At 42.7% G+C, this 18362-nt stretch carries 15 protein-coding genes; 5 read left to right on the top strand and 10 right to left on the bottom strand.

The annotated features are described in order from the left end of the window. Positions 1–26: 26 nt before the first annotated feature. Genes ACTHPA_RS13015 through ACTHPA_RS13030 form a run of 4 tightly spaced genes read right to left on the bottom strand, consistent with a single transcriptional unit; the run spans position 27 to position 5609 of the window. Positions 27–1544, bottom strand: coding sequence for an AbgT family transporter (locus ACTHPA_RS13015; RefSeq protein ID WP_440500779.1), 1518 nt, complete (start codon positions 1542–1544; stop codon positions 27–29). Between the two features lie 9 nt (positions 1545–1553). Beyond that, on the bottom strand, positions 1554–2999 hold the full coding sequence (locus ACTHPA_RS13020; RefSeq protein WP_440500781.1) for a M20 family metallopeptidase: 1446 nt from the start codon (positions 2997–2999) through the stop codon (positions 1554–1556). 18 nt (positions 3000–3017) lie between these two features. After that, positions 3018–4283, bottom strand: a complete 1266-nt coding sequence (locus ACTHPA_RS13025) for a M20 family metallo-hydrolase (protein WP_440500782.1) — start codon at positions 4281–4283, stop codon at positions 3018–3020. Positions 4284–4286: 3 nt separating this feature from the next. Further along, the gene (locus tag ACTHPA_RS13030) at positions 4287–5609 is read right to left on the bottom strand and encodes a hypothetical protein (protein ID WP_440500783.1); all 1323 of its coding nucleotides are present in this window, start codon (positions 5607–5609) and stop codon (positions 4287–4289) included. A gap of 298 nt (positions 5610–5907) precedes the next feature. Here ACTHPA_RS13030 and ACTHPA_RS13035 point away from each other — a divergent pair, with 298 nt between their 5' ends. After that, positions 5908–9552 (top strand): ATP-binding domain-containing protein, encoded by a 3645-nt coding sequence (locus tag ACTHPA_RS13035; protein ID WP_440500784.1) that lies wholly within the window; start codon positions 5908–5910, stop codon positions 9550–9552. 228 nt (positions 9553–9780) lie between these two features. Here ACTHPA_RS13035 and ACTHPA_RS13040 read toward each other — a convergent pair whose 3' ends face one another. Together ACTHPA_RS13040 and ACTHPA_RS13045 are read right to left on the bottom strand one after the other, a co-directional pair. Continuing rightward, positions 9781–11247: a hypothetical protein gene (locus tag ACTHPA_RS13040; protein ID WP_440500786.1), complete on the bottom strand. Its 1467-nt coding sequence runs from the start codon at positions 11245–11247 to the stop codon at positions 9781–9783. After that, a complete protein-coding gene (locus ACTHPA_RS13045; RefSeq protein ID WP_440500788.1) occupies positions 11240–11749 on the bottom strand; it encodes a sigma-70 family RNA polymerase sigma factor in 510 nt (169 codons plus the stop codon). Before ACTHPA_RS13045 ends, ACTHPA_RS13040 begins: the two co-directional genes overlap by 8 nt. 160 nt (positions 11750–11909) lie before the next feature. Between ACTHPA_RS13045 and ACTHPA_RS13050 the strand changes: the two genes are divergently transcribed. Both ACTHPA_RS13050 and ACTHPA_RS13055 read left to right on the top strand, forming a co-directional pair. Beyond that, entirely contained in the window at positions 11910–12080 is a 171-nt protein-coding gene (locus tag ACTHPA_RS13050; protein WP_440500789.1) for a hypothetical protein, read from the top strand. A gap of 36 nt (positions 12081–12116) precedes the next feature. Continuing rightward, complete coding sequence (locus ACTHPA_RS13055) at positions 12117–13496, top strand: S-layer homology domain-containing protein (protein WP_440500791.1); 1380 nt, start codon at positions 12117–12119, stop codon at positions 13494–13496. A 497-nt stretch (positions 13497–13993) separates the two neighbouring features. On the opposite strand, the gene ACTHPA_RS13060 is transcribed toward ACTHPA_RS13055, so the two are convergent. The 4 genes from ACTHPA_RS13060 to ACTHPA_RS13075 form a co-directional block, all read right to left on the bottom strand. Beyond that, positions 13994–14368 (bottom strand): hypothetical protein, encoded by a 375-nt coding sequence (locus tag ACTHPA_RS13060; protein WP_440500792.1) that lies wholly within the window; start codon positions 14366–14368, stop codon positions 13994–13996. Between the two features lie 480 nt (positions 14369–14848). Further along, positions 14849–15388: a GNAT family N-acetyltransferase gene (locus ACTHPA_RS13065; RefSeq protein WP_440500794.1), complete on the bottom strand. Its 540-nt coding sequence runs from the start codon at positions 15386–15388 to the stop codon at positions 14849–14851. A gap of 270 nt (positions 15389–15658) precedes the next feature. Beyond that, positions 15659–16252, bottom strand: a complete 594-nt coding sequence (locus tag ACTHPA_RS13070; RefSeq protein WP_440500795.1) for a hypothetical protein — start codon at positions 16250–16252, stop codon at positions 15659–15661. 96 nt (positions 16253–16348) lie between these two features. Further along, complete coding sequence (locus tag ACTHPA_RS13075) at positions 16349–16666, bottom strand: hypothetical protein (protein WP_440500797.1); 318 nt, start codon at positions 16664–16666, stop codon at positions 16349–16351. A gap of 464 nt (positions 16667–17130) precedes the next feature. On the opposite strand from ACTHPA_RS13075, the gene ACTHPA_RS13080 reads away from it, so the two are divergent. Both ACTHPA_RS13080 and ACTHPA_RS13085 read left to right on the top strand, forming a co-directional pair. Next, positions 17131–17727, top strand: a complete 597-nt coding sequence (locus ACTHPA_RS13080; protein WP_440500799.1) for a histidine phosphatase family protein — start codon at positions 17131–17133, stop codon at positions 17725–17727. A gap of 43 nt (positions 17728–17770) precedes the next feature. Continuing rightward, entirely contained in the window at positions 17771–18346 is a 576-nt protein-coding gene (locus tag ACTHPA_RS13085; RefSeq protein ID WP_440500800.1) for a hypothetical protein, read from the top strand. Positions 18347–18362 lie beyond the last annotated feature (16 nt).

Below are 18362 nucleotides of genomic sequence, written 5' to 3' on the forward strand. Positions count from 1 at the left end.
CTATAATGGTTGAAAGTCTCTATCAATTATAAGCGTGCGTGAATACCAGGTCCAAATGGAATTCCTAAGTAGAAGAATACGATGATCAAAATGATCCAAGTAACTAGGAAAACAAGGCTATACGGAATCATGAGGGACATATACGTTCCGATGCTTGCCTTCTTATCGTAACGTTGCATGAATGCCAATATGATGACCATATAAGGGAAGAGCGGCGTAATGATATTTGTTGATGAATCGGCAACACGATAAGCGACTTGTGTGAATGCCGGGTGGTAACCAAGTTCCATGAACATCGGTACGAAAATAGGTGCTTCAATTGCCCATTTCGCTGAACCGGATGTGATCAAGAAGTTCATGAGTGATGTGAAAATAATATAACCGATGATGAGCGGCATTCCTGTAAAGTTAACGCTTTCAAGGAATTCTGCCCCGTTAACGGCTACCCATGTACCTAGGTTAGACCAGTTGAAATAAGCAGTGAATTGTGCGATTGCAAAAACGAGTACGATATAGCTGGACAAGTCTTTGACGGATTCGGACATGTAATGGCTAACGTCTTTACTAGACTTGATTTTACCAATAGAAATTCCGAATGTGATCCCGATAATGATGAAGAAGAACAAAATGATCGGAATAATACCGCTCAAGAATGGTGAACTAGGAATTAATCCACCTTCTTCATTCGTCAATGGGCTGTTCGGAATAAGAATAGCTCCTACGACAACGGCAATATAGATAAGACCTGCAATGACAGAGTTTATAAACGCTTTTTTAGCATGCGGATGTTCTTCGGTTTCTTCGTCTTCCAATGCTTCGCCTTTATACGTACCGAGACGCGGTTCGATAAACTTGGAAGTTAATAGACCGCCGACGATCGTCAACACGATAACAGAAGCGATATTGAAGAACCAGTTATCTACAGGTGATACTGTGAATGATTCATCCATAATGCGCGCGGCTTCTGTAGAGATACCGGCAAGTAATGCGTCTGTTCCTGCAATAAACAAGTTTGCAGTGAACCCAGCGCCTGCACCAGCAAAACCGGCAGCAAGTCCGGCCAAAGGATGGCGTCCGACTTTATAGAAGACTAAGGCTGCAAGTGGCGGAATGAGCACGACGGCAGCATCGGAAGCAAGGTTCCCCATGATCCCTACAAATACGACTGTGTAAGTTAGTAAGAAAGGAGGTGATTTCAAAATCGTTTTACGTACTGCATAGTCTAGCAAACCAACTTTTTCTGCTAATCCAATCCCGAGCATCATAACGACAACAAGGCCAAGCGGTGCAAAGCCAGTGAAGTTATCGAGCATTGAAGACAACATGAATTGTAAACCTTCAGCGGAGATCAAGCTCTTAATCGGCATGACCTCTCCCTTGCCAGGATGGACAACGGAAGCGTTGAAAAGACTGAAAATCCAAGAAGTAATAATCATCAACACTGCTAAACCGACAAATAATGCGAACGGGTCAGGTAGTTTGTTACCAACCTTTTCAACAACATCCAAAAATCTTTGGAATAAACCTTTTTTCTTTTCCATCATTTCACCTCTTTAGTAGATTCTTTTTCCGCCCAGCGTAGATGGACTAACATCTTTCGGGATAGGGGGATTGTATGGGTTTTGGTGCTCAAATTGAGCATGTTCTTTTTTCACTTGTTCAAGTTTTTCGCTTGAAGTGAGTAGGTCGATGCCTGTCAAAGCCATAGCGGAAGCTGCACGCATCATACCGCGGTTTGCAAAATCGGAAAGCCCTTGTGCAGTCATTTGCCATGTGTGTAAAGCAGTTCCAAGAGTGCTTGTTGCAGCAGTGAGTTGGGCAGTAGGAAGCACCCAGCTGACATCCGCTACATCTGTCGAGCCGTAGAAAATTTCCTCGGATGCTACATAATCAGAAATTCGGTCATTCAAATATTTTCCTTCGAATTCACTGCCGTCTCCGATATAGCCAAATCCATTCATGACGTCTAAGTAAAATTCCTGCTCATCAGATGAGAACGTCTCCCAAATCTGTTTTGCATACGCCTCTTCTTCAGCTGACACTTCGCCAGCTCCGACTTCTTTCAAGTTTTTATGAAGGATTTGTTCCAAACTTCTATTTGGCACGTAGTTGGAGCATGCTTTAATGAATTCGATTTCCACGTTTGTTTCCGTCATGAGTGCAGCACCTTCAGCGATTTTGCAAATCCGTTTATAAATCCCTTCCACCTGATTGTTTTTCGGTGCACGGATCAAATAGAGAACTTCCGCTTGAGGTTGCACGACAGCAGGGGACAAACCGCCTGTATCCGTAATCGCATAGTGGACTCTTGCATCTTGAATGATATGTTCACGCAAATAATTGACACCGACGTTCATTAATTCAACAGCGTCCAGTGCACTACGACCGAGGTGCGGGGAGTTTGCTGCGTGTGCAGAAATTCCTTTGAAACGGAAAGCGACTTGGTAGTTTGCCAATGTCGGTCGGCTCATAATGGCGTTGCCGGGTGACGGATGCCATGTCAGTGCCGCATCGACACCTTCAAATGCACCGTCTCGCACCATGAACGTTTTCCCGGATCCGCCTTCTTCGCCTGGGCAGCCGTAAAAGACGACAGTTCCTTCTAAGTTGTTCGCTTCCAAATACGCTTTCGTTGCGCAAGCCGCTGCAAATGCGCCTGTACCGAGCAAGTTATGCCCGCATCCATGTCCGAAATGAGGTGATTCTTCAACGAGCTCTTTTTCAGCGGTTCCCGGCGTTTGGCTCAGTTCTGGTAAAGCGTCATATTCACCTAGAAACGCAATGACGGGTTTACCGGAACCATACGTTGCTTTGAAGGCAGTAGGGATATTTGCGAGATTGCGCTCAACCTCGAATCCTTGTTTTTCGCATTCTGCAGATAGAAATGCGGCAGATTCATATTCTTCAAATCGTGTTTCTGGATGGCGGAATATGTAGGCGGATACCTCGTTAAAGTAATCTGCTTTTTCTTCCATATACTTTTTGATGAATGTATTCATTTGATGTCCTCCTAGTTGTTATTCTAATGAAAGTGAGTTGTTGCCAGTTGTTTCTCGTAAATATTCAGCTAGCACCCTAGTTCCTTTCAAGAGATCTTCACTATCGGCGTGCTCTGACGGATGGTGGCTAACTCCATCTCGGCATGGGATGAATAAGAGCCCGCACGGCCAGCGTTTGGCCAAATTCATAACATCGTGTCCAGCCCCGCTATCTAGCGGCAATGAAGACAAGCCGATTTTCTCGCAAATATGTGTGAGCTTTGCTTGTATGGATGAATCGAGTTGGGTCGGTTCATCATCAACGAGCGTTTCAATGGTAATCGTAACCGGCCGATCCTTTTCAATGGATCTTGCATAGTCGGTAATTCTTTTCACGAGTTCGTGTTTTTCTTGTAAACGCGTACTTCGGATATCGACGCCTAACACGACTTCCCCTGGAATCATGCTTATTGCATTCGGGCTGTTTTGAATCGTGCTGACCGTCGCCACAAGCGGAACTTGTTGTTGTGCGATGATATCAACCGTTGCTTCCTCAATGAACGTAATGATTGGTGCAATGGCAACGAGTGCGTCTTGGCGTTCTTCCATCGGCGTAGTGCCTGTATGGTTTGTTTTCCCGACAGTAGTGATACGGAGTCGAGTTGGCTGCGCGATTGCCCGGACAATTCCCAATTCCTTTCCGGACTTCTCCAGCTTCGATGCTTGTTCAATATGCAATTCGACAAATTGTTCAAGCTGATGATCTTCGAGTCTGGCTTCGTGTAGCAGCTCCCAGTCCAAACCACAGTTTGCAAATGCTTCCCTCAAGGTGATGCCGTTATTATCTTCTAGAGAAGCATGTTTGGTTTTATCCAATATCCCGCAAATTGCTTTACTGCCAATCGTAGAAACATGGAAGCGCGCAGCTTCCTCGCAGGCAAATGCAATAACGGCAATGTTCTTTTTCGGTTGGAAGGACGCCTCTTTTAGTAGTTTCACTGCAGCGAGACTTGCCACTACACCCGCGGCGCCATCGTAACCTCCGCCGTTGTAAACGGTATCGAGATGTGAACCGGTGGCAATCCAGCTTGCTGAATCATCGACTTTCCACAAAGCCCATTGGTTGCCTGCCGCATCTTGATGCGTTTGAAGTCCAAGTTCCTTGGCGATGCAGCGGAATTGTTCCTGAGATGCCTGCTCTTCCTTCGTATAGCCAAGTCGTGAAAACCCGTCTGCCTGGTCCATCGTGTTGACAAGATTGACTTGCAGCAGCTTTTCTTCAATCCACGTAATCAGATGATGCATCGCTTACTCCTCCTTTCCGAAGAGGAGTTCTTGGTCCGAAAAACGGTACACATTGCTAGGGCGTCCTCTTGGTGTTGTTTGCGTTTTATCGTAAATTTCGATGATACCGGCTTGCTGCAATTCTAGTAAAATCCGGCGGGCGTTTCGCTTCGTGTTTGAGAACCATTGCGCCACATCATCAGCAGTGAATTCCTGTTTGTTGTATCTCTGGCAATAAAACGCCAACCGCAGCACATCTCGAGCGTTGCTGTCCGTCATTTGGAATCTTTCTTGCAAGATTGTACGCAACTCGGTCGTGTTCAACATACTTGCATAATCGCTGCGTACTTTTTGCGTAATGTCTTTTTTCGTTTTCACGATTAGAAGAGAGGGCTCTTCATCCGCTTTTAATTGATTGAGCCCATGTCGCACATGTTGTTCGGCTTCTAAAACGGTTTGTCCATAGCCGATTGTAAAACCGATATCCAATTGATCATTTAACTTGAACGTTTCGATCGTCGTAAGCAAGGATGATTCAATATCTTCATCGATTTCGCCTTTCGTCGTATAAATCGAGTAAAGTCCGTCTGCAATTTCTACGAAGGATCCATTCAATTTCTGCGTCAATGTGAAAAGGTGTTTTTTAACGACTAAGTCTTGAAGTTTCCACTCAAAGATCGATTTCTCGATATTATCATTGGCATTTAACACTTGGCATCCAATCACGGCCATCTGCAAGTTTTCAAAGCGTTTTGACTGCGCTTTTTTAATGAGCAGTTCAATTGATAACTTAATTGACATGTAGGAGGGGGTCAGCCGGTAGACGGGAACGTTGGATTCTTTTAGCCGATCATATACTTCTTTCATAGCAGTAATGGCAACTTCGGTTTTCTGATTTTTGTACCGTTCTTCGTGAAGGGAAGCGATCTTTTTCCCATCACCGTTACAAGAAGGAATCGTTTCGAAATGAAGATGCGTTAAGTCGTAAAAGGAGACTACTTTTTGCACTTCTTCAGCCGTAATATAATCAATGCTGACCGATCGAATGATCCGACCTTCTTTTGCTTGTATTTCCAATAGTTTTCCGAAGAAGCTTGAACCGTGCAAATAAGGAAAACTCGCTTGCTCTTGCTTCACTAAGCCATGTTGCAACGCGTACATATGATTCATAATTCCGGAAAATAGCCACTGATCTACGATTAGGCGTCCTTGCTCAATCAATGCAGGCAATTCGCGCACATTTTCGTATATGAAAGGAATGCATTTCGTGTTCGGAAACTCCTCCGCAACTGACAAAATCTTACCGACCGATTCGGCAGGCCCGACAACACCTATTGTCACTATCAATTTTCCACCCCCTCTGCATTGTAAAAATCGATTTAAGGTCAAATTCCTTTAAGTTTCCTTATACGTTACTATAAAGCGCTTACATTGTCTATATTTTTTTCTTTGGAAATATTAGATAGTTCACAAGAATATTGTTAGGGCATGTTTTAGAAAGAGTAATCATTTTCATCTTTCTTTGTTAACTTGCCTCGGGGTTTATTTACAGAAAAATAAGGAATCATTTCAAAAAATCAGGTATAATGTAGGATATATAGAGATATGAAAAAAGTAGGCTAATAGATTATAAGCGGGTGACATGATGAGGTTGTTCGGATTCTTATCTACTAAGCGAGATGATAAGGAAAAAGAGCTGAAAACGATAGATGAAGAAAGAGTGAAAAGCGCTTCACCGGTAGCCAATCCAGTAAAAGATCCGGATATCCACTATCTTGAAATGCAAAATCAACAACTGTATTTCGACTTAGAGATGAAAGATCAAACGAATAGGCAACTAGTTGCAGAACAAAAAAGATATGAAGAGCTATTTCAAAAGCAGTCTGCTGAACTGGAAAACTATAAGAAGATGATCCGGACGCTCGAAGGAGAAATGGAGAGGCGGCCGACGAAAGAAGAGCTTGACCAGAAAGACGAGCAAATTCAACGGTTGGCAATGCGGCTGAAAGCAGTTGGCCAGGGGCTCGTTTCAAAGGATGCCTATGAACTGGCACAATCGGAAACCGCGAAGGTGGAGCAACGACTTCGTATGATGACAGCTGCGGCCGAACAGTTGAAAGTTAGGGCAGATCGGCTCGAGGCGGAAGTTCAGTCAAATACGGCTGCGCCCTTACTTAAGGAATTAGAGAAAAAGTACGCTATTTTGCAGATGAGCCATTCATTACGAATCGTGGAAAACAATCGTTTAGCTCAACAGTTGGATGAAACAGAAATGAAATTCAAACAGCTGGAACAACTTTTGGAAAAATTGGAGATGCCTGCACCGATTACGATGGAGCAAGACGCCGGTTTTGAACAAGCGATCCACAACAGTGTTTCGATGAAGGACGTTGTCATGACTATCCTTGAGGAAGCCATTACCGTACAGATGGAGTTGGAAGAAGAGGAAAACGAGTTTTTGAAGGCGGCTGACATAGTACCGGAATTACAAGTGGATGACCAACCAATGCATGCCGAGAAGGAAATCGATGAAAAGAAGATGTTGCAGTCGATGTCAAAAGAGTTGCTGAAGACTGTTTCTACATTAAAAGAATCGAAGGTGCAAGAAGTATCTAAAGCACCTTCATTCCCGGCTTATAGTGAAGCCTCGTTTTTCCCACGTGATGACAACTCAGAGGTTGGCTTTTTGCGGAAAGTACTTAGTAAAGTAAAGTCCTTAATGAGACCGATCCGAAAAGTGGAGTTCGACAGTACATATAGTGTGGATTATGCATCTGCCTATGCTGAAGGGATTATACGGAAACGTTCATACGAACATAACAGCCGACTAAAAACAATTGAAGATTCCCCGTATTTGGCGCGTGTCGATTATGTCACTCGAAACGGCGCGGAAACGATGTATATCGGGGAACAAGGCATCGACGGCTATGTGACGAACTGGAAAGCGGAAGCGGCCTCGCTCTATTATTTGCGGACAGTCGGCCAACCGATTTCCCATAAGACGCTTGGCAATGTCATCGTCGATTACAGCCGGCAGATAGATATACGAAGAGGAAGTATTTATAAGCTCCATCCTCCACTTACGGCATCGAGCCAATACTTCCAAGATGAAGGTCTCATTTCCGCACTTTCGGACAAACGTGGTGTGGACATGCAAGCAATTGTCGCGACGTTGCAACGTGAGCAGTATGAAATCATCCGACTTCCGATGACAAAGCCGATCATTATCCAAGGTTCGGCGGGAAGCGGGAAGTCCGCAATCGCCTTACACCGATTAAGCTATCTGTTATACAAATACGAAGATCTTTCGCCGGAGCGTGTGGCCATCTTAGGACCGAATGAGGCCTTCTTGGCTCATATTAAAAACGTACTTCCTTCGCTAGGGGACTTCGGCATTAAACAGATGACATTCCTTAACATGGCTTGCGATATTCTTGGCTTATCACCGGCTAATATAAAGCGACATGGCTTAAACGAGCTTGAACTCATTCAAGCGAAAGGATCGTTGGAGTTCCAGTCGATTGTACAAAGGACGACCATGAGGAAACTCAATGATCTCCGTACATGGGCTGCACAGGTTTTGGTAGGTACAATTGCTGTTCCTATCTTGCCGATTTTGCGTGAAATGGAGAAGTATCCTGACCTGTCGCTGAAAGAGAGGGAAAACCTCTATTTCAACTTCTTTCTGAAGAGTCTTCAAAAAGAGTTGAAAGATCGGAATGAAGCGTCCCACGAATGGAAGCAATGGGTTCGGGAACAGGCGAAAGAGTTGGAGAAGCAGGAAATTGTCACTCTGCCTCTCTTCCAAAGCGAGTTTCTGTCAGAGCGTATCACCGAATTGGGGAAAAAATGGACGCAGGACGCGGTCGGTTATGCAGAGGACGCCTCCGCTGCGATGAAAAAGAAGATGGAGGAAAGCCGGCGTCAGTTCCTTGCGGCCATCCAGCATGCTGTCCAGGAGAAAATGGAGGAGCATAGCGCTATTTTAAAGGACAGTATCCTCGGAGTGATGGACGAGTCATTCATTATGGATGCATGGCGACACCAGATGAAGTGGAGGATGCGTGAACAGCGGGAAGAGGTTATTCTACAGCATATCGCATCGCAAACGGATGAGGTGTTGAATGCGGCCGGTCTCCTGGATGAGCCCGCCTTGAAAGCACAGCTGGAAAAAGTGCAAGGACAGCTGCTGCAGGAGTTTGCTGCAGAAAAGCAAGATTTTGTTGACGAACGGAAAGCCATGCTATTCGACGCTTTGTACAAAGAAAGCCTCGCGGGAATTGAACGAGCGTATTACAGACAGATTATGGGTGCGATCAAACGGGAGTACAATTACAATTACAGTTTCAGTAGTCGCTATCCGAGTTTTGCGTTTGAGGAAGACATCGTCATGTCTGATGCAGATCAGGCCAAGCTGCGAAGCTATGTGAAAAAGAACTTGAAAGCAAACTTGTTTGAGTGTTGTGAAGCCGCGGCCCAGACAGCGAGAGAGGAAGGGGTCTTGCCCGTGCAAGAGGATCCGTTCGGTGTGTATTATGAAGACTTGCCGGCATTGTTGCATGTCGACAGGCTGTTAAACGGGTCTCCGAAAGCTCATCTGCTGTCGTATTTGATCATCGATGAAGCGCAAGATTATATGCCGTATGAAATTACGGAACTGCATGCACTCACTCGGAAAAATGGCATTATGCTCATAGGGGATCTCGGACAGAATTTGAACCGAGCAAGCTCGCTGGAAGACTGGAATGTGCTAGGTGAATGGATTGGGGACCTATCGCTCCATGAATTGAAAGCCTCTTACCGGTCCACAGCACAAATTGTTAATGTGAGCAATGAAATCATTGAGCCTTTCGCGAACGGGAAATATTCACTTTCGAAGGAAACGTTCCGGGAGGGCGAACCGGTTCAGCTGACGGAGTTCACGGCCGGGACAGAAGAGGAGAAACTGATTGCCATTCTGGAAGAAGCCGTCTATGAACACCATCACGAGCCGGTCGCTGTCATTGTGAAGGATGAATCGATGATTGAGCGGTACCATTATATGATCGATCCGTATTTCTCTGTCGCCATCCAGACTGCGGGCGAACTGCCGACGGGCAAAAAGGTAGTGATCACCACTCCTTCCGCCGTCAAAGGGCTCGAGTTCAGAGCAGTTGTCATTGCCGGTTTCAATGACTATCAACCGACGGACGACGACCGGAAATTGGCCTACGTGGCAACGAGTAGGGCATTGCATCGTCTATATTTGATGGTGGAAAAAGGAAAAGGCAGTTTAGTAATGAAGCAATAATGGACCGGAAAACAACTTTTTAATGCAAGTAGGAATGGGCAGGAATTTCCTCAGCCTGATTGAAAACGCTTGTCAGCCTAGGCGCGAAGTCGAGCGAAGACGCGAATAGAACTAAAGTTCATGAGCGGACGAGCGAGACGAGCAACAACGGATGCGAGCGTTTGTCAACAGGCTGAATCCATCCTTGAGTGAGAACTCCAATAGGATGATTTTTTCTATTGCTTACATTCAATCAGTTATATTCGTAAACTTTTTTACCCATTCCCGGTCATTCCAAATATCCGGATCGTCTATCGTTTCATTTTCTCCGCGAACGATGAAATCATAACTATCTTTTGCACCTGTATACCAATCAACGATAACTAGCTTGCCGTTTTCATTACGGACAAGAAATTCGGTAGGTTCACCATAACCACCTTGGTATTTATTAATTGCGACAGGCAAGTGCAAGTAGAGAAATCCTCCATCCGCATCATCCGTAAATTCAACTTCCCACGCTTCGCTAATCTCAATATTTTTCACCTTATTATTAAAATGGGCGTACTTATCAGATTGGGACTGAACTTTCTTTTGCATATACTGTTTGAGGTTTTCATTTGTCACAAACATATTCAAGTCGATATCCGAGCCGTTCCAGACCGCTTTATAATAGTCAGTGAGCGCTCGTACACACATTTCAAAAGCCGTTTCAATATCCGCTTCAGAAAGTCCCTCGTCACTATTAGGCAGATATTTGGAATCGGGGGATTCGATCCTTTCCCAGTCCATCACCTTCTCATAAACAATGGGGTTTCCTTGCGTTCCGACGGGGTAAGCAAGTGCATCGTAAACCACTCTGATTTCCATGCCGGGGACAAGTTCTTCCGACATATCATCGATGACAAACCGGGAAGCGAGTCCTTTTAGTAACAACTTTTCCTTTTTCGAGGGAGCGTCCTCTACGAAGCCTTGCGTGACTAGGACTTGGTCACCCTCGATTGCGGCTACTGTCCCTTCGAGTTCGTCGTATTTCACGGACAAGTCAAAAGGAGGAATCGATTTTTGTTCCATGAACTCACTGATGGCACGCTCGTTTTTATTCTGAAATAAACGAATCGCTTCACCTCTCGTTATAGATTCTTCCTGTGAATGGCGAACGAGCCAATTGGATGCCCTTTCAGCCCTGGCTGTCCACGTAAGCAGGACATTGAAATACTCATCATACGTTATTCCAAAAGCGTCCGTCTGCGCTTGAAGGATGTCGTTCTTTTTCTCTTCTACTTCTTTTTCCAAATCAGCATAGAAAGCATCCCGTTGTTCCGCCACGGTTTCATCGATCGCTTCCATGTCTTCCGTGTAGCCGAGCGTTTTGGCATAATCAATTAGAGCGTCAATTTGCAACATGCTCTGCAAAACCGTCTGCCTCATCTCGTCGGAAGCCTCTGCTTCATTGCCGGCCGATTCAGTCCGAAGCATGAAGTCATAGATCAGTTCATTGACCTCATATTTCTCATCATCCGCAGTGGAAAAACCGTCCTGCAGAACGTTGAATGCAAAAAACAAGATTGCTGCGGCCACAAGGGCGGTAACTGCCGCTGGAATTGGATTTCTTTTTTTCTGCCTCTGTTTTCCGGTAAGGACTCTTTGTTTCACTTCTCCCAAGTCTTCCGATGTAATCCCGGACACGGCATCTAAACCTTTTTTCACTTCATTCACTAGATAGCACCTCCCAATCATCAGGTTTCAGTTTTTCCTTCAGTAGCTGCCGTGCCTTCACCATTCGTGCTTTCACAGTGTTTTCGGATAGATTTAATAAAGCGGCGATTTCTTTTATTTTGTAGCCTTCGTAATAATAAAAAATGATAATTTCTCGATACTTTATCGGCAGCTTCAATATCGTAATGGCGAGTTCTGCTCGCTCTTCATTCAAAACAAGCGGGTCTTGCTGCGTATGTATTGTCTCCGCCCAATTATGCGAAAACAGCAAATTCCGGAATGACCAGCTCCGCAAGTGATCTTTGCAACGGTTGACGGTCAGCTTTGTGAGATACGCGCGTAATGTCCCTCGTTCCTCATAATTCGATGAAGTATAAAAGGAAATGAAAACATCTTGCACAATATCTTTCGCCATTTCGCGATCACGCAAATAAAAGAAAGCCATTCTTAATAGATGTTCACCATGCGCATCCATGATTTTCTCCAATTCTACCTGCTCCATTGTCTCCACCGCCTCTTCCTAATAGTAACGGAGCTCAACGGGGAAAGGTTGTCGTTTTTAGATGAAATAAGTACATGTTGAAATTTTTTTAAAAACCTTTGAAACTTTTTCTGAAAAACTCCGTCTGTACAGTGCTAAATTGACAACAATGGGGTACATGATGAAGAAGATAATCGTGCCGTTATTTGGGAACAGCAATTGCTGGGACGGCACCCCCGAGTTCAAAAAGGCGGAAATGAAACACGCAGTAGTACGGAACCTCGGTCGGCATTGTCCAGAAGAAGCTGTCAACCAACCGCTTGAAGTAGAGGGCGTGTCGACTGGGTTTTAGTTGCTTGAGAAGTAGTTTTATAATTGGAGGACAATGATGATGAAAAGTAAACTGACTGCCATCGTGGCGGTGCTGCTCTTTTTGGCGGCCCTTCCACTTCAGGTAAACGCCGCAACGAATTTCTCAGATGTGAAATCGCATTGGGCGAAGAATGAGATTATGTACTTATCGGAACGCAATATTATAGGCGGTTACCCGGATGGCACTTTCCGTCCGAATGAACCGATCACACGTGCACAAGCTTCTGCCATGCTGATCAAGGCATTGAATATACCGTTGACAGAAAGTGCGTCTGTGGAGTTCAAGGACGTTTCGAAAAAGTCGCCGTATTATCAGATTCTAGCGACGGTAAACGAGAAAGGGATTCTACGAGGCGACGCCGGTTTCATGCGCCCAGGGGAAAAGACGTCACGTGCACAAATGGCTGCAATTTTGCGCCGTGCATTCGACATGCCGCTAGACAAGCAGGCGACATTCATTGACGTGACGCCAGCTCACTGGGCCTATCAGGACATTAATGGAATTGCGAAGCAGCGTGTTGCAGGCGGATCGGAAGGTAAATTCATGCCGAGCAATGTTGTTACTCGCGCTCAGTTTTCTGCATTTTTAGTGCGCGCGATGGATGATAAGATGAAACTTAGCAACTATCATACATACGTGAGTACGAAAGGGAAGAGCGTTGAACAGGATGGGTTTTCGTATTTCACTAAGCGGGATTCAGATGGATACTACCAAGTTATCAAAGAAAATAAGGAAACCGGCAAACGGGAAGTGTTATTGAAAGACAAAGAGATTCAGGAAAGCAAGTGGGATTTTGACTCGGTCATTTACTTGCATGATAACACCCGTATCATTCTTTACAACGAAGAGTTGTACATCCCTTACTGGAGAGGCGGGTTTGCGGAAGCGGATGAAGTTCCCTATGCTTTCGCTGTCATGAAGATGAAAACGGATGGACTAGGATTTGAAATTATGAAAGAGCCATCAGGTGAGTCATTCCGTAATTTATTCATATGGAATGATCGCATGTACTTTACGAATGCGGATTCCTACACGCCGCGTACAGCAGGCCCGGATGTTTTTGAGGAGGCGAAGCTTGTACTTTACTCGACCGCTCTTGACGGCATGAGCGATAAGAAAAAGGAACTCACCTTCGATGCGCGTGTGACGTTCGACTTTTACGAGGAGTCTCACAACCAACCTTACCTAAACCGCGAGGCTGGTGGAGAAAACTTGTCCGTACTATACGACCATTCGACGATGTATTATTTTAATAAAAAAGGCGTCTACAAGTACAGCCTGCTAGATAAGAAAACGACCAAGCTTTCGACAATTCTAGGGAAACGGATGGAAGTTACTGATAAGAAGCTGATCGTGACAGATACGGCAGGGAAGAAGCATGAGTTAAATAAATGATAACAAGGCTTGCTTAGCTGAAAGGTTAATCAGCATATACTTCAACAGCGATTTAGCCATTTGAAAAACGAGTAAAAGCGCTCAGATCTGAGCGCTTTTTTGCGTAATATGCTACTATCCTTATTGAACTAAAGCACTCGTTAGTGAAGCAATAAACTCTTAATTAGGCAAATCGAAATTCTTATGCTTATTAATACTTCCTTCTTTAATACCGAACTTCAATAACCCGTAACATAAAATGAGTATTTGTAACAGACTCTCTGTAAATGCATTCAATGGCAGTCCAAAAATAGTTAAAGTAATATCTAAGAGTAAGACAAGAATAACGGCAATAACCAAAAAGATTAATCCGACAAGTACAAATCTAACCAAGCCCCACTACACAAACTCCTTTTTTACTTATTGAATGCTGCCCCGTAAGTTCTAAAAGAATTGAACTCCTCAGCATCTTATCAATCTTCAAGTAAAGCAGCCTTTAGTTGAAGACTAAAGAATTACTATTGTTCCAATATACTTCTTAATTCATTAGTTTGCTCATTAGAAAGGGAAAAGTAACCATTTACACCTTCATTATATAAAATTGAACTACCATCGTTTTGATAGTATACATACAACCACAATTCGGCAATGCCTTCCTTTGGTCTTTCAAGTGAGAAAAATGTCTCTGGTTCATTATCTAAGTCATTCGGTTCTTCAATCTCTCTAACTTTTTTTATGATCGACCTCAAAGCTTCGATTGATTCAGAGTCCTTGATCTCCCTATCAAAACTTATTGCTTTTCCTTTGTCATTAAAAGAAGGAGTGCCAACCCGAATCACCTCTGATGCTGAACAACCTGAGAGCATTACAGATAAGATTAAGAACAATACCATCCATATAAACTTTTTAAATTAAATCATCTCGCTTCAAATAGTAATAATCTCTTTATTTGATATTTGTTCTATAAATCCTTATTCAACTAAACTGCCCTGTTAGTTGAAGAATGACATCTTCAAGCAAAGCACCCGTTAGCTCTACTTGTTTTATGATTCCACTGTCTCCATAAATGAGATTTTCAACATTATCCATTTCTTTTGCATTTTCCGCTTGTTTCTGGGGACTTATCGTAGGTGGAACTTCGGATGTAGCTCCTTTTAACGAGGCGTTATTGATAAATAGAGAGGTTATAACAAATAAAGTTATAATAGTAGTAATTAATGTGATTTTACTCTTTTTCAGTTAGTACACTCCTTTTTCCCTCTCTCAAACGTTTATCTCTCCTCTTTCTCTTTGATTCGTAAATACCTGCGATTAATTCAACTACCGTAGTTATTAGGTCTGCAACCCACATACCATGACACCTCCAAACTGCTTTATAATCCGAGTCTGGCACCTACTTCTGCATACTCTATATCTTTTCTTTCTGCATTCCAATTACCCCCTGTTTGTCCGTCCCATATCGCTCCTGTTTCAACGAAACCGACAGACGCAAACAACTTCCGGGCGGTTTCGTTTACCATCCAATATGATGTAGCAACTGCATTGGCTTTTCCTTGTGGAAACGACTTGATGTAATCAATAACTTTCATCATTGCTTGTTTGCCAAATCCTTTGCCTTGATGCTTTTTATCAATCATAAAGCGATTAAGTCCATAAGTAGATTTATCTCCATATTTTTCACGTAAAATTGAACTTTCCGCCAGTTCGTAAAATCCAATATCGACATATCCTATGACTTCATCGTTGTTGCATATAGCGAAGATCATAGGAGGTTTTTCGTCGTTGAGCATCCTCACATAGGCTCTAGCCAAACAATATATGCTGGAATCCACATTTCCTTTCTGCTCATCTGTTATGCTTAACTTCAACACTGCCTCAAAATTATCGTGGGTAATTTTTCTTAATTCAATCATGTTTCTTCCCTACTTTCGAAAAATTCTATTATTCGTTCTTTGTTATTCAAGTATCCTGACCCGTTAGCAGAAAGGTAGCCGCCCGATTTAACAATTGCACCCGTTTTATTTCTCGCCTGTTAGTATTCAACAGAATGGCCCGATTGTTGAACACAAGTTAAACATCAATCTTCAACTAAACTGCCTCGTTAGTTCAATGAGAAAAAAGATTGCCGATGCATTTTTACTAAAGCACCCGTTAGTTGAATAATATTCACACAATTCCAATCCTCACTTATTAAATTCAGCTTTCAGAAGATAAACTACGTCATATTTTTCTAACTCATTCATATGACCATCAACATCTTGATAAAAATCGGTAGTAAGACTACTCATATGACCATCAGTTGAATAGCAGATACTTGCTAATACTACTTCTCCTTCAATTGAATTGTTCTCTCCTTGGATGTTGCCCCAAACACTTGACATAGCATCTAAATCATCTGAATTTGTCTCGATGCGACTTGTAGAACCAATGCTATTATTACTGCTAATTCCAATATTAAAGGTATATTGCTTTCTGCCAACTGCTTTTGAGGTTGCAAAAATAACAGAACCATTTTCCTCTACCTGTGATGTTATAGAACTTATTCTATTATTAACCAATTTACCTAATTCGTACTTTTCAATCCATACTGATACTTCTTCATACTCACTGTCAACATTGAAATCAAAAACAAATGAATTATCCGAAGTGGTCGAGAGTATCGCATTCTCTCTCTCTGTTAGTTCAACAGCAGAAATAGTATTTGACTTCGCATTGTTAGTAACACAGGCACTTAAAACAAATACCAGTAGAGCCGCCATAATTAATAACCTTTCCATTTATTTCCCCCTTTTAGCTTTTATCTAGACAAATACTTCTTCAACTAACCTGCACCGTTAGTTCGGTAAGGAAAAATGCTGAGAAGTGCATGATAGTCATTGTTTTTCTTCTTTTGTACTCTTGGATTTGATTAGCGAATAAATATCTTTGACATGAAATACAAGCAAGCCTATCATAAGCAACCAAACAAAATATACCTTGTAACCAATATCCTCCAGCATATATTCACGATATTTAAACGTAAAGTAGCAAATAAATATAAATAATAGCAGGTCCCAGACTACGGTCACTATTTCTTTTAGTTCTTTTTTGTCATTCAGTAATCCAGTTAAGATCAGTCTCACGATTAGAAAGGCAAAAATTGCACTTGGATAATTTGACATATCTACATGAAAACCACGAAAAGCATCCATTGATAACCTCCTTTATTTTTATGAATATAGTGATAATTTCATTCGCCATAAAATATAAGGATCTTGCTATGATAGGCGTTGGTACAACCAAATAAACATACATTCTTACTTCCTAGTTTTTAAAACCACCCCTGTTTATAATTTTTTTAAACTAACCCGCTGCGTTAGTTGAAGAACATCATTTCATAATATTCAATATATTTTATCATAAAACTATCATCTACCTTCTATATTTTCTTTCCAATATCTAATCAGCAATTGTTTTAACAAGTGAGCTGTGTCCCCAAATGTTGTACCTTTTGAAGTTTTCTCCATCTTCCGAACCCGTTACTTACTTAGGATAGGTTTCATTATGAATTATTATAGAAACTCAAAATTATACTTCTTTTCTTATTGCGAAAAATATTTCCAAGTAATTATATGGTAAAATAGTTGCGATTGATTTAAAAAAGTGAGGGATTTGGGTGGAGCTACTCGTAATCAGACATGGCCAATCAGAAGCGGATTTATTGGAAGTGCATGAAGGAAGAGCAGATTTTCCGTTAACTGAATTAGGGGAGAGACAAGCGGGAAAAATGGCAGCGACTGTTGCGAAAGAATATCCTCCGGAAATCATCTTATCGAGCACTTTGAAAAGGGCAAGTGGGACAGCGCAAATCTTGCAGGAGGCAATCGGGTGTGAAATTCGATTTTATGATGATTTAAGGGAATTCAATAATGGAGTGTTAGCTGGAATGTCGAGAAAAGAAGCGGCGATCAAGCATCCGTTACCTGAAGGCGGGAGGCCGGTTCATATTCCGATACAAGACGGGGAATCAGCCCTTGACCTACGCTATCGAGCAGAACGGATACTTCGACAGATTCTCCATGATTATCAAGGCTATCAACGGATTGCGATTGTCTCCCATGGCAAAATGATTTCTAATCTGATCAATGCATTTCTCAGACTGCCTGTAGGAGATGTCGCATTTCCTACTGGGGATACGGGAATCCATTTGCTTGAACAAAGGGAAGGCATGCGAGTCGTTAGGTTTATGAATAGGCAGGATCATTTATCTTGAGAATGCTGCATGGAGTGTTACGCATCGTTAGAAGAATAATAAGATGACTAATAGGGACATTTTAGCGGGCATCTTATTTCTATTTCTCTGTTTCCGGTTCTTTCGGTTAGTCATTAAAATGAAACAGCCTACTGTTTTCCCTGTCACAGAGGAAGATTTACAAGTAATCCGGGTACAGCCGAAAAAAACGATTGAGCGGCCTATTATTTCTCAACAAAAGTCTGCTCTTACATGGCTAGGTTTCAATCTATCGATCTTCCTTATCTTGGCTGTTTATAAATTGTTAGATACAACTATCAATCTGCCTTACGACTTTGTATTTATCTGGGCTTTAATCTATTTTAATCACATTTGGAATCTGTTTGCGGTCGTGGAGGACGGGGTGTTATGTCAAGGCAAGTTTGTTTCGTGGAAGAATATTCACTCCTATCATTTTGAGGAAATCGATCAGAACCACCGTTTTTACGGAGATTCTCCCGAAGTGAACAGCGGGTATGAATTGTGGATTATGACAAAGTATTCCGAAGTCAGCTGTGTTGTCACGTCAGAAGTAGTGAAAGAGAAATTGGCAGGTATCTTGGATGCGCATTTGAAAGCCGATAAAAGGAATAAAGAATAAAGGGGGGGCGTAGATA

This window comes from Sporosarcina sp. SAFN-015 (assembly GCF_051966875.1).
Classification (GTDB): Bacteria; Bacillota; Bacilli; order Bacillales_A; family Planococcaceae; genus Sporosarcina.

Excerpts from the sequence above, each read along its gene's own strand:
- ACTHPA_RS13065 (WP_440500794.1), bottom strand. The coding sequence starts at position 15,388 with ATGATTGAATTAAGAAAAATTACCCACGATAATTTTGAGGCAGTGTTG.
- ACTHPA_RS13050 (WP_440500789.1), top strand. The coding sequence starts at position 11,910 with ATGAAGAAGATAATCGTGCCGTTATTTGGGAACAGCAATTGCTGGGAC.
- ACTHPA_RS13035 (WP_440500784.1), top strand. The coding sequence starts at position 5,908 with ATGAGGTTGTTCGGATTCTTATCTACTAAGCGAGATGATAAGGAAAAA.
- ACTHPA_RS13015 (WP_440500779.1), bottom strand. The coding sequence starts at position 1,544 with ATGATGGAAAAGAAAAAAGGTTTATTCCAAAGATTTTTGGATGTTGTT.
- ACTHPA_RS13045 (WP_440500788.1), bottom strand. The coding sequence starts at position 11,749 with ATGGAGCAGGTAGAATTGGAGAAAATCATGGATGCGCATGGTGAACAT.
- ACTHPA_RS13075 (WP_440500797.1), bottom strand. The coding sequence starts at position 16,666 with ATGGATGCTTTTCGTGGTTTTCATGTAGATATGTCAAATTATCCAAGT.
- ACTHPA_RS13060 (WP_440500792.1), bottom strand. The coding sequence starts at position 14,368 with ATGGTATTGTTCTTAATCTTATCTGTAATGCTCTCAGGTTGTTCAGCA.
- ACTHPA_RS13025 (WP_440500782.1), bottom strand. The coding sequence starts at position 4,283 with ATGCATCATCTGATTACGTGGATTGAAGAAAAGCTGCTGCAAGTCAAT.
- ACTHPA_RS13020 (WP_440500781.1), bottom strand. The coding sequence starts at position 2,999 with ATGAATACATTCATCAAAAAGTATATGGAAGAAAAAGCAGATTACTTT.
- ACTHPA_RS13085 (WP_440500800.1), top strand. The coding sequence starts at position 17,771 with ATGACTAATAGGGACATTTTAGCGGGCATCTTATTTCTATTTCTCTGT.
- ACTHPA_RS13070 (WP_440500795.1), bottom strand. The coding sequence starts at position 16,252 with ATGGAAAGGTTATTAATTATGGCGGCTCTACTGGTATTTGTTTTAAGT.
- ACTHPA_RS13055 (WP_440500791.1), top strand. The coding sequence starts at position 12,117 with ATGATGAAAAGTAAACTGACTGCCATCGTGGCGGTGCTGCTCTTTTTG.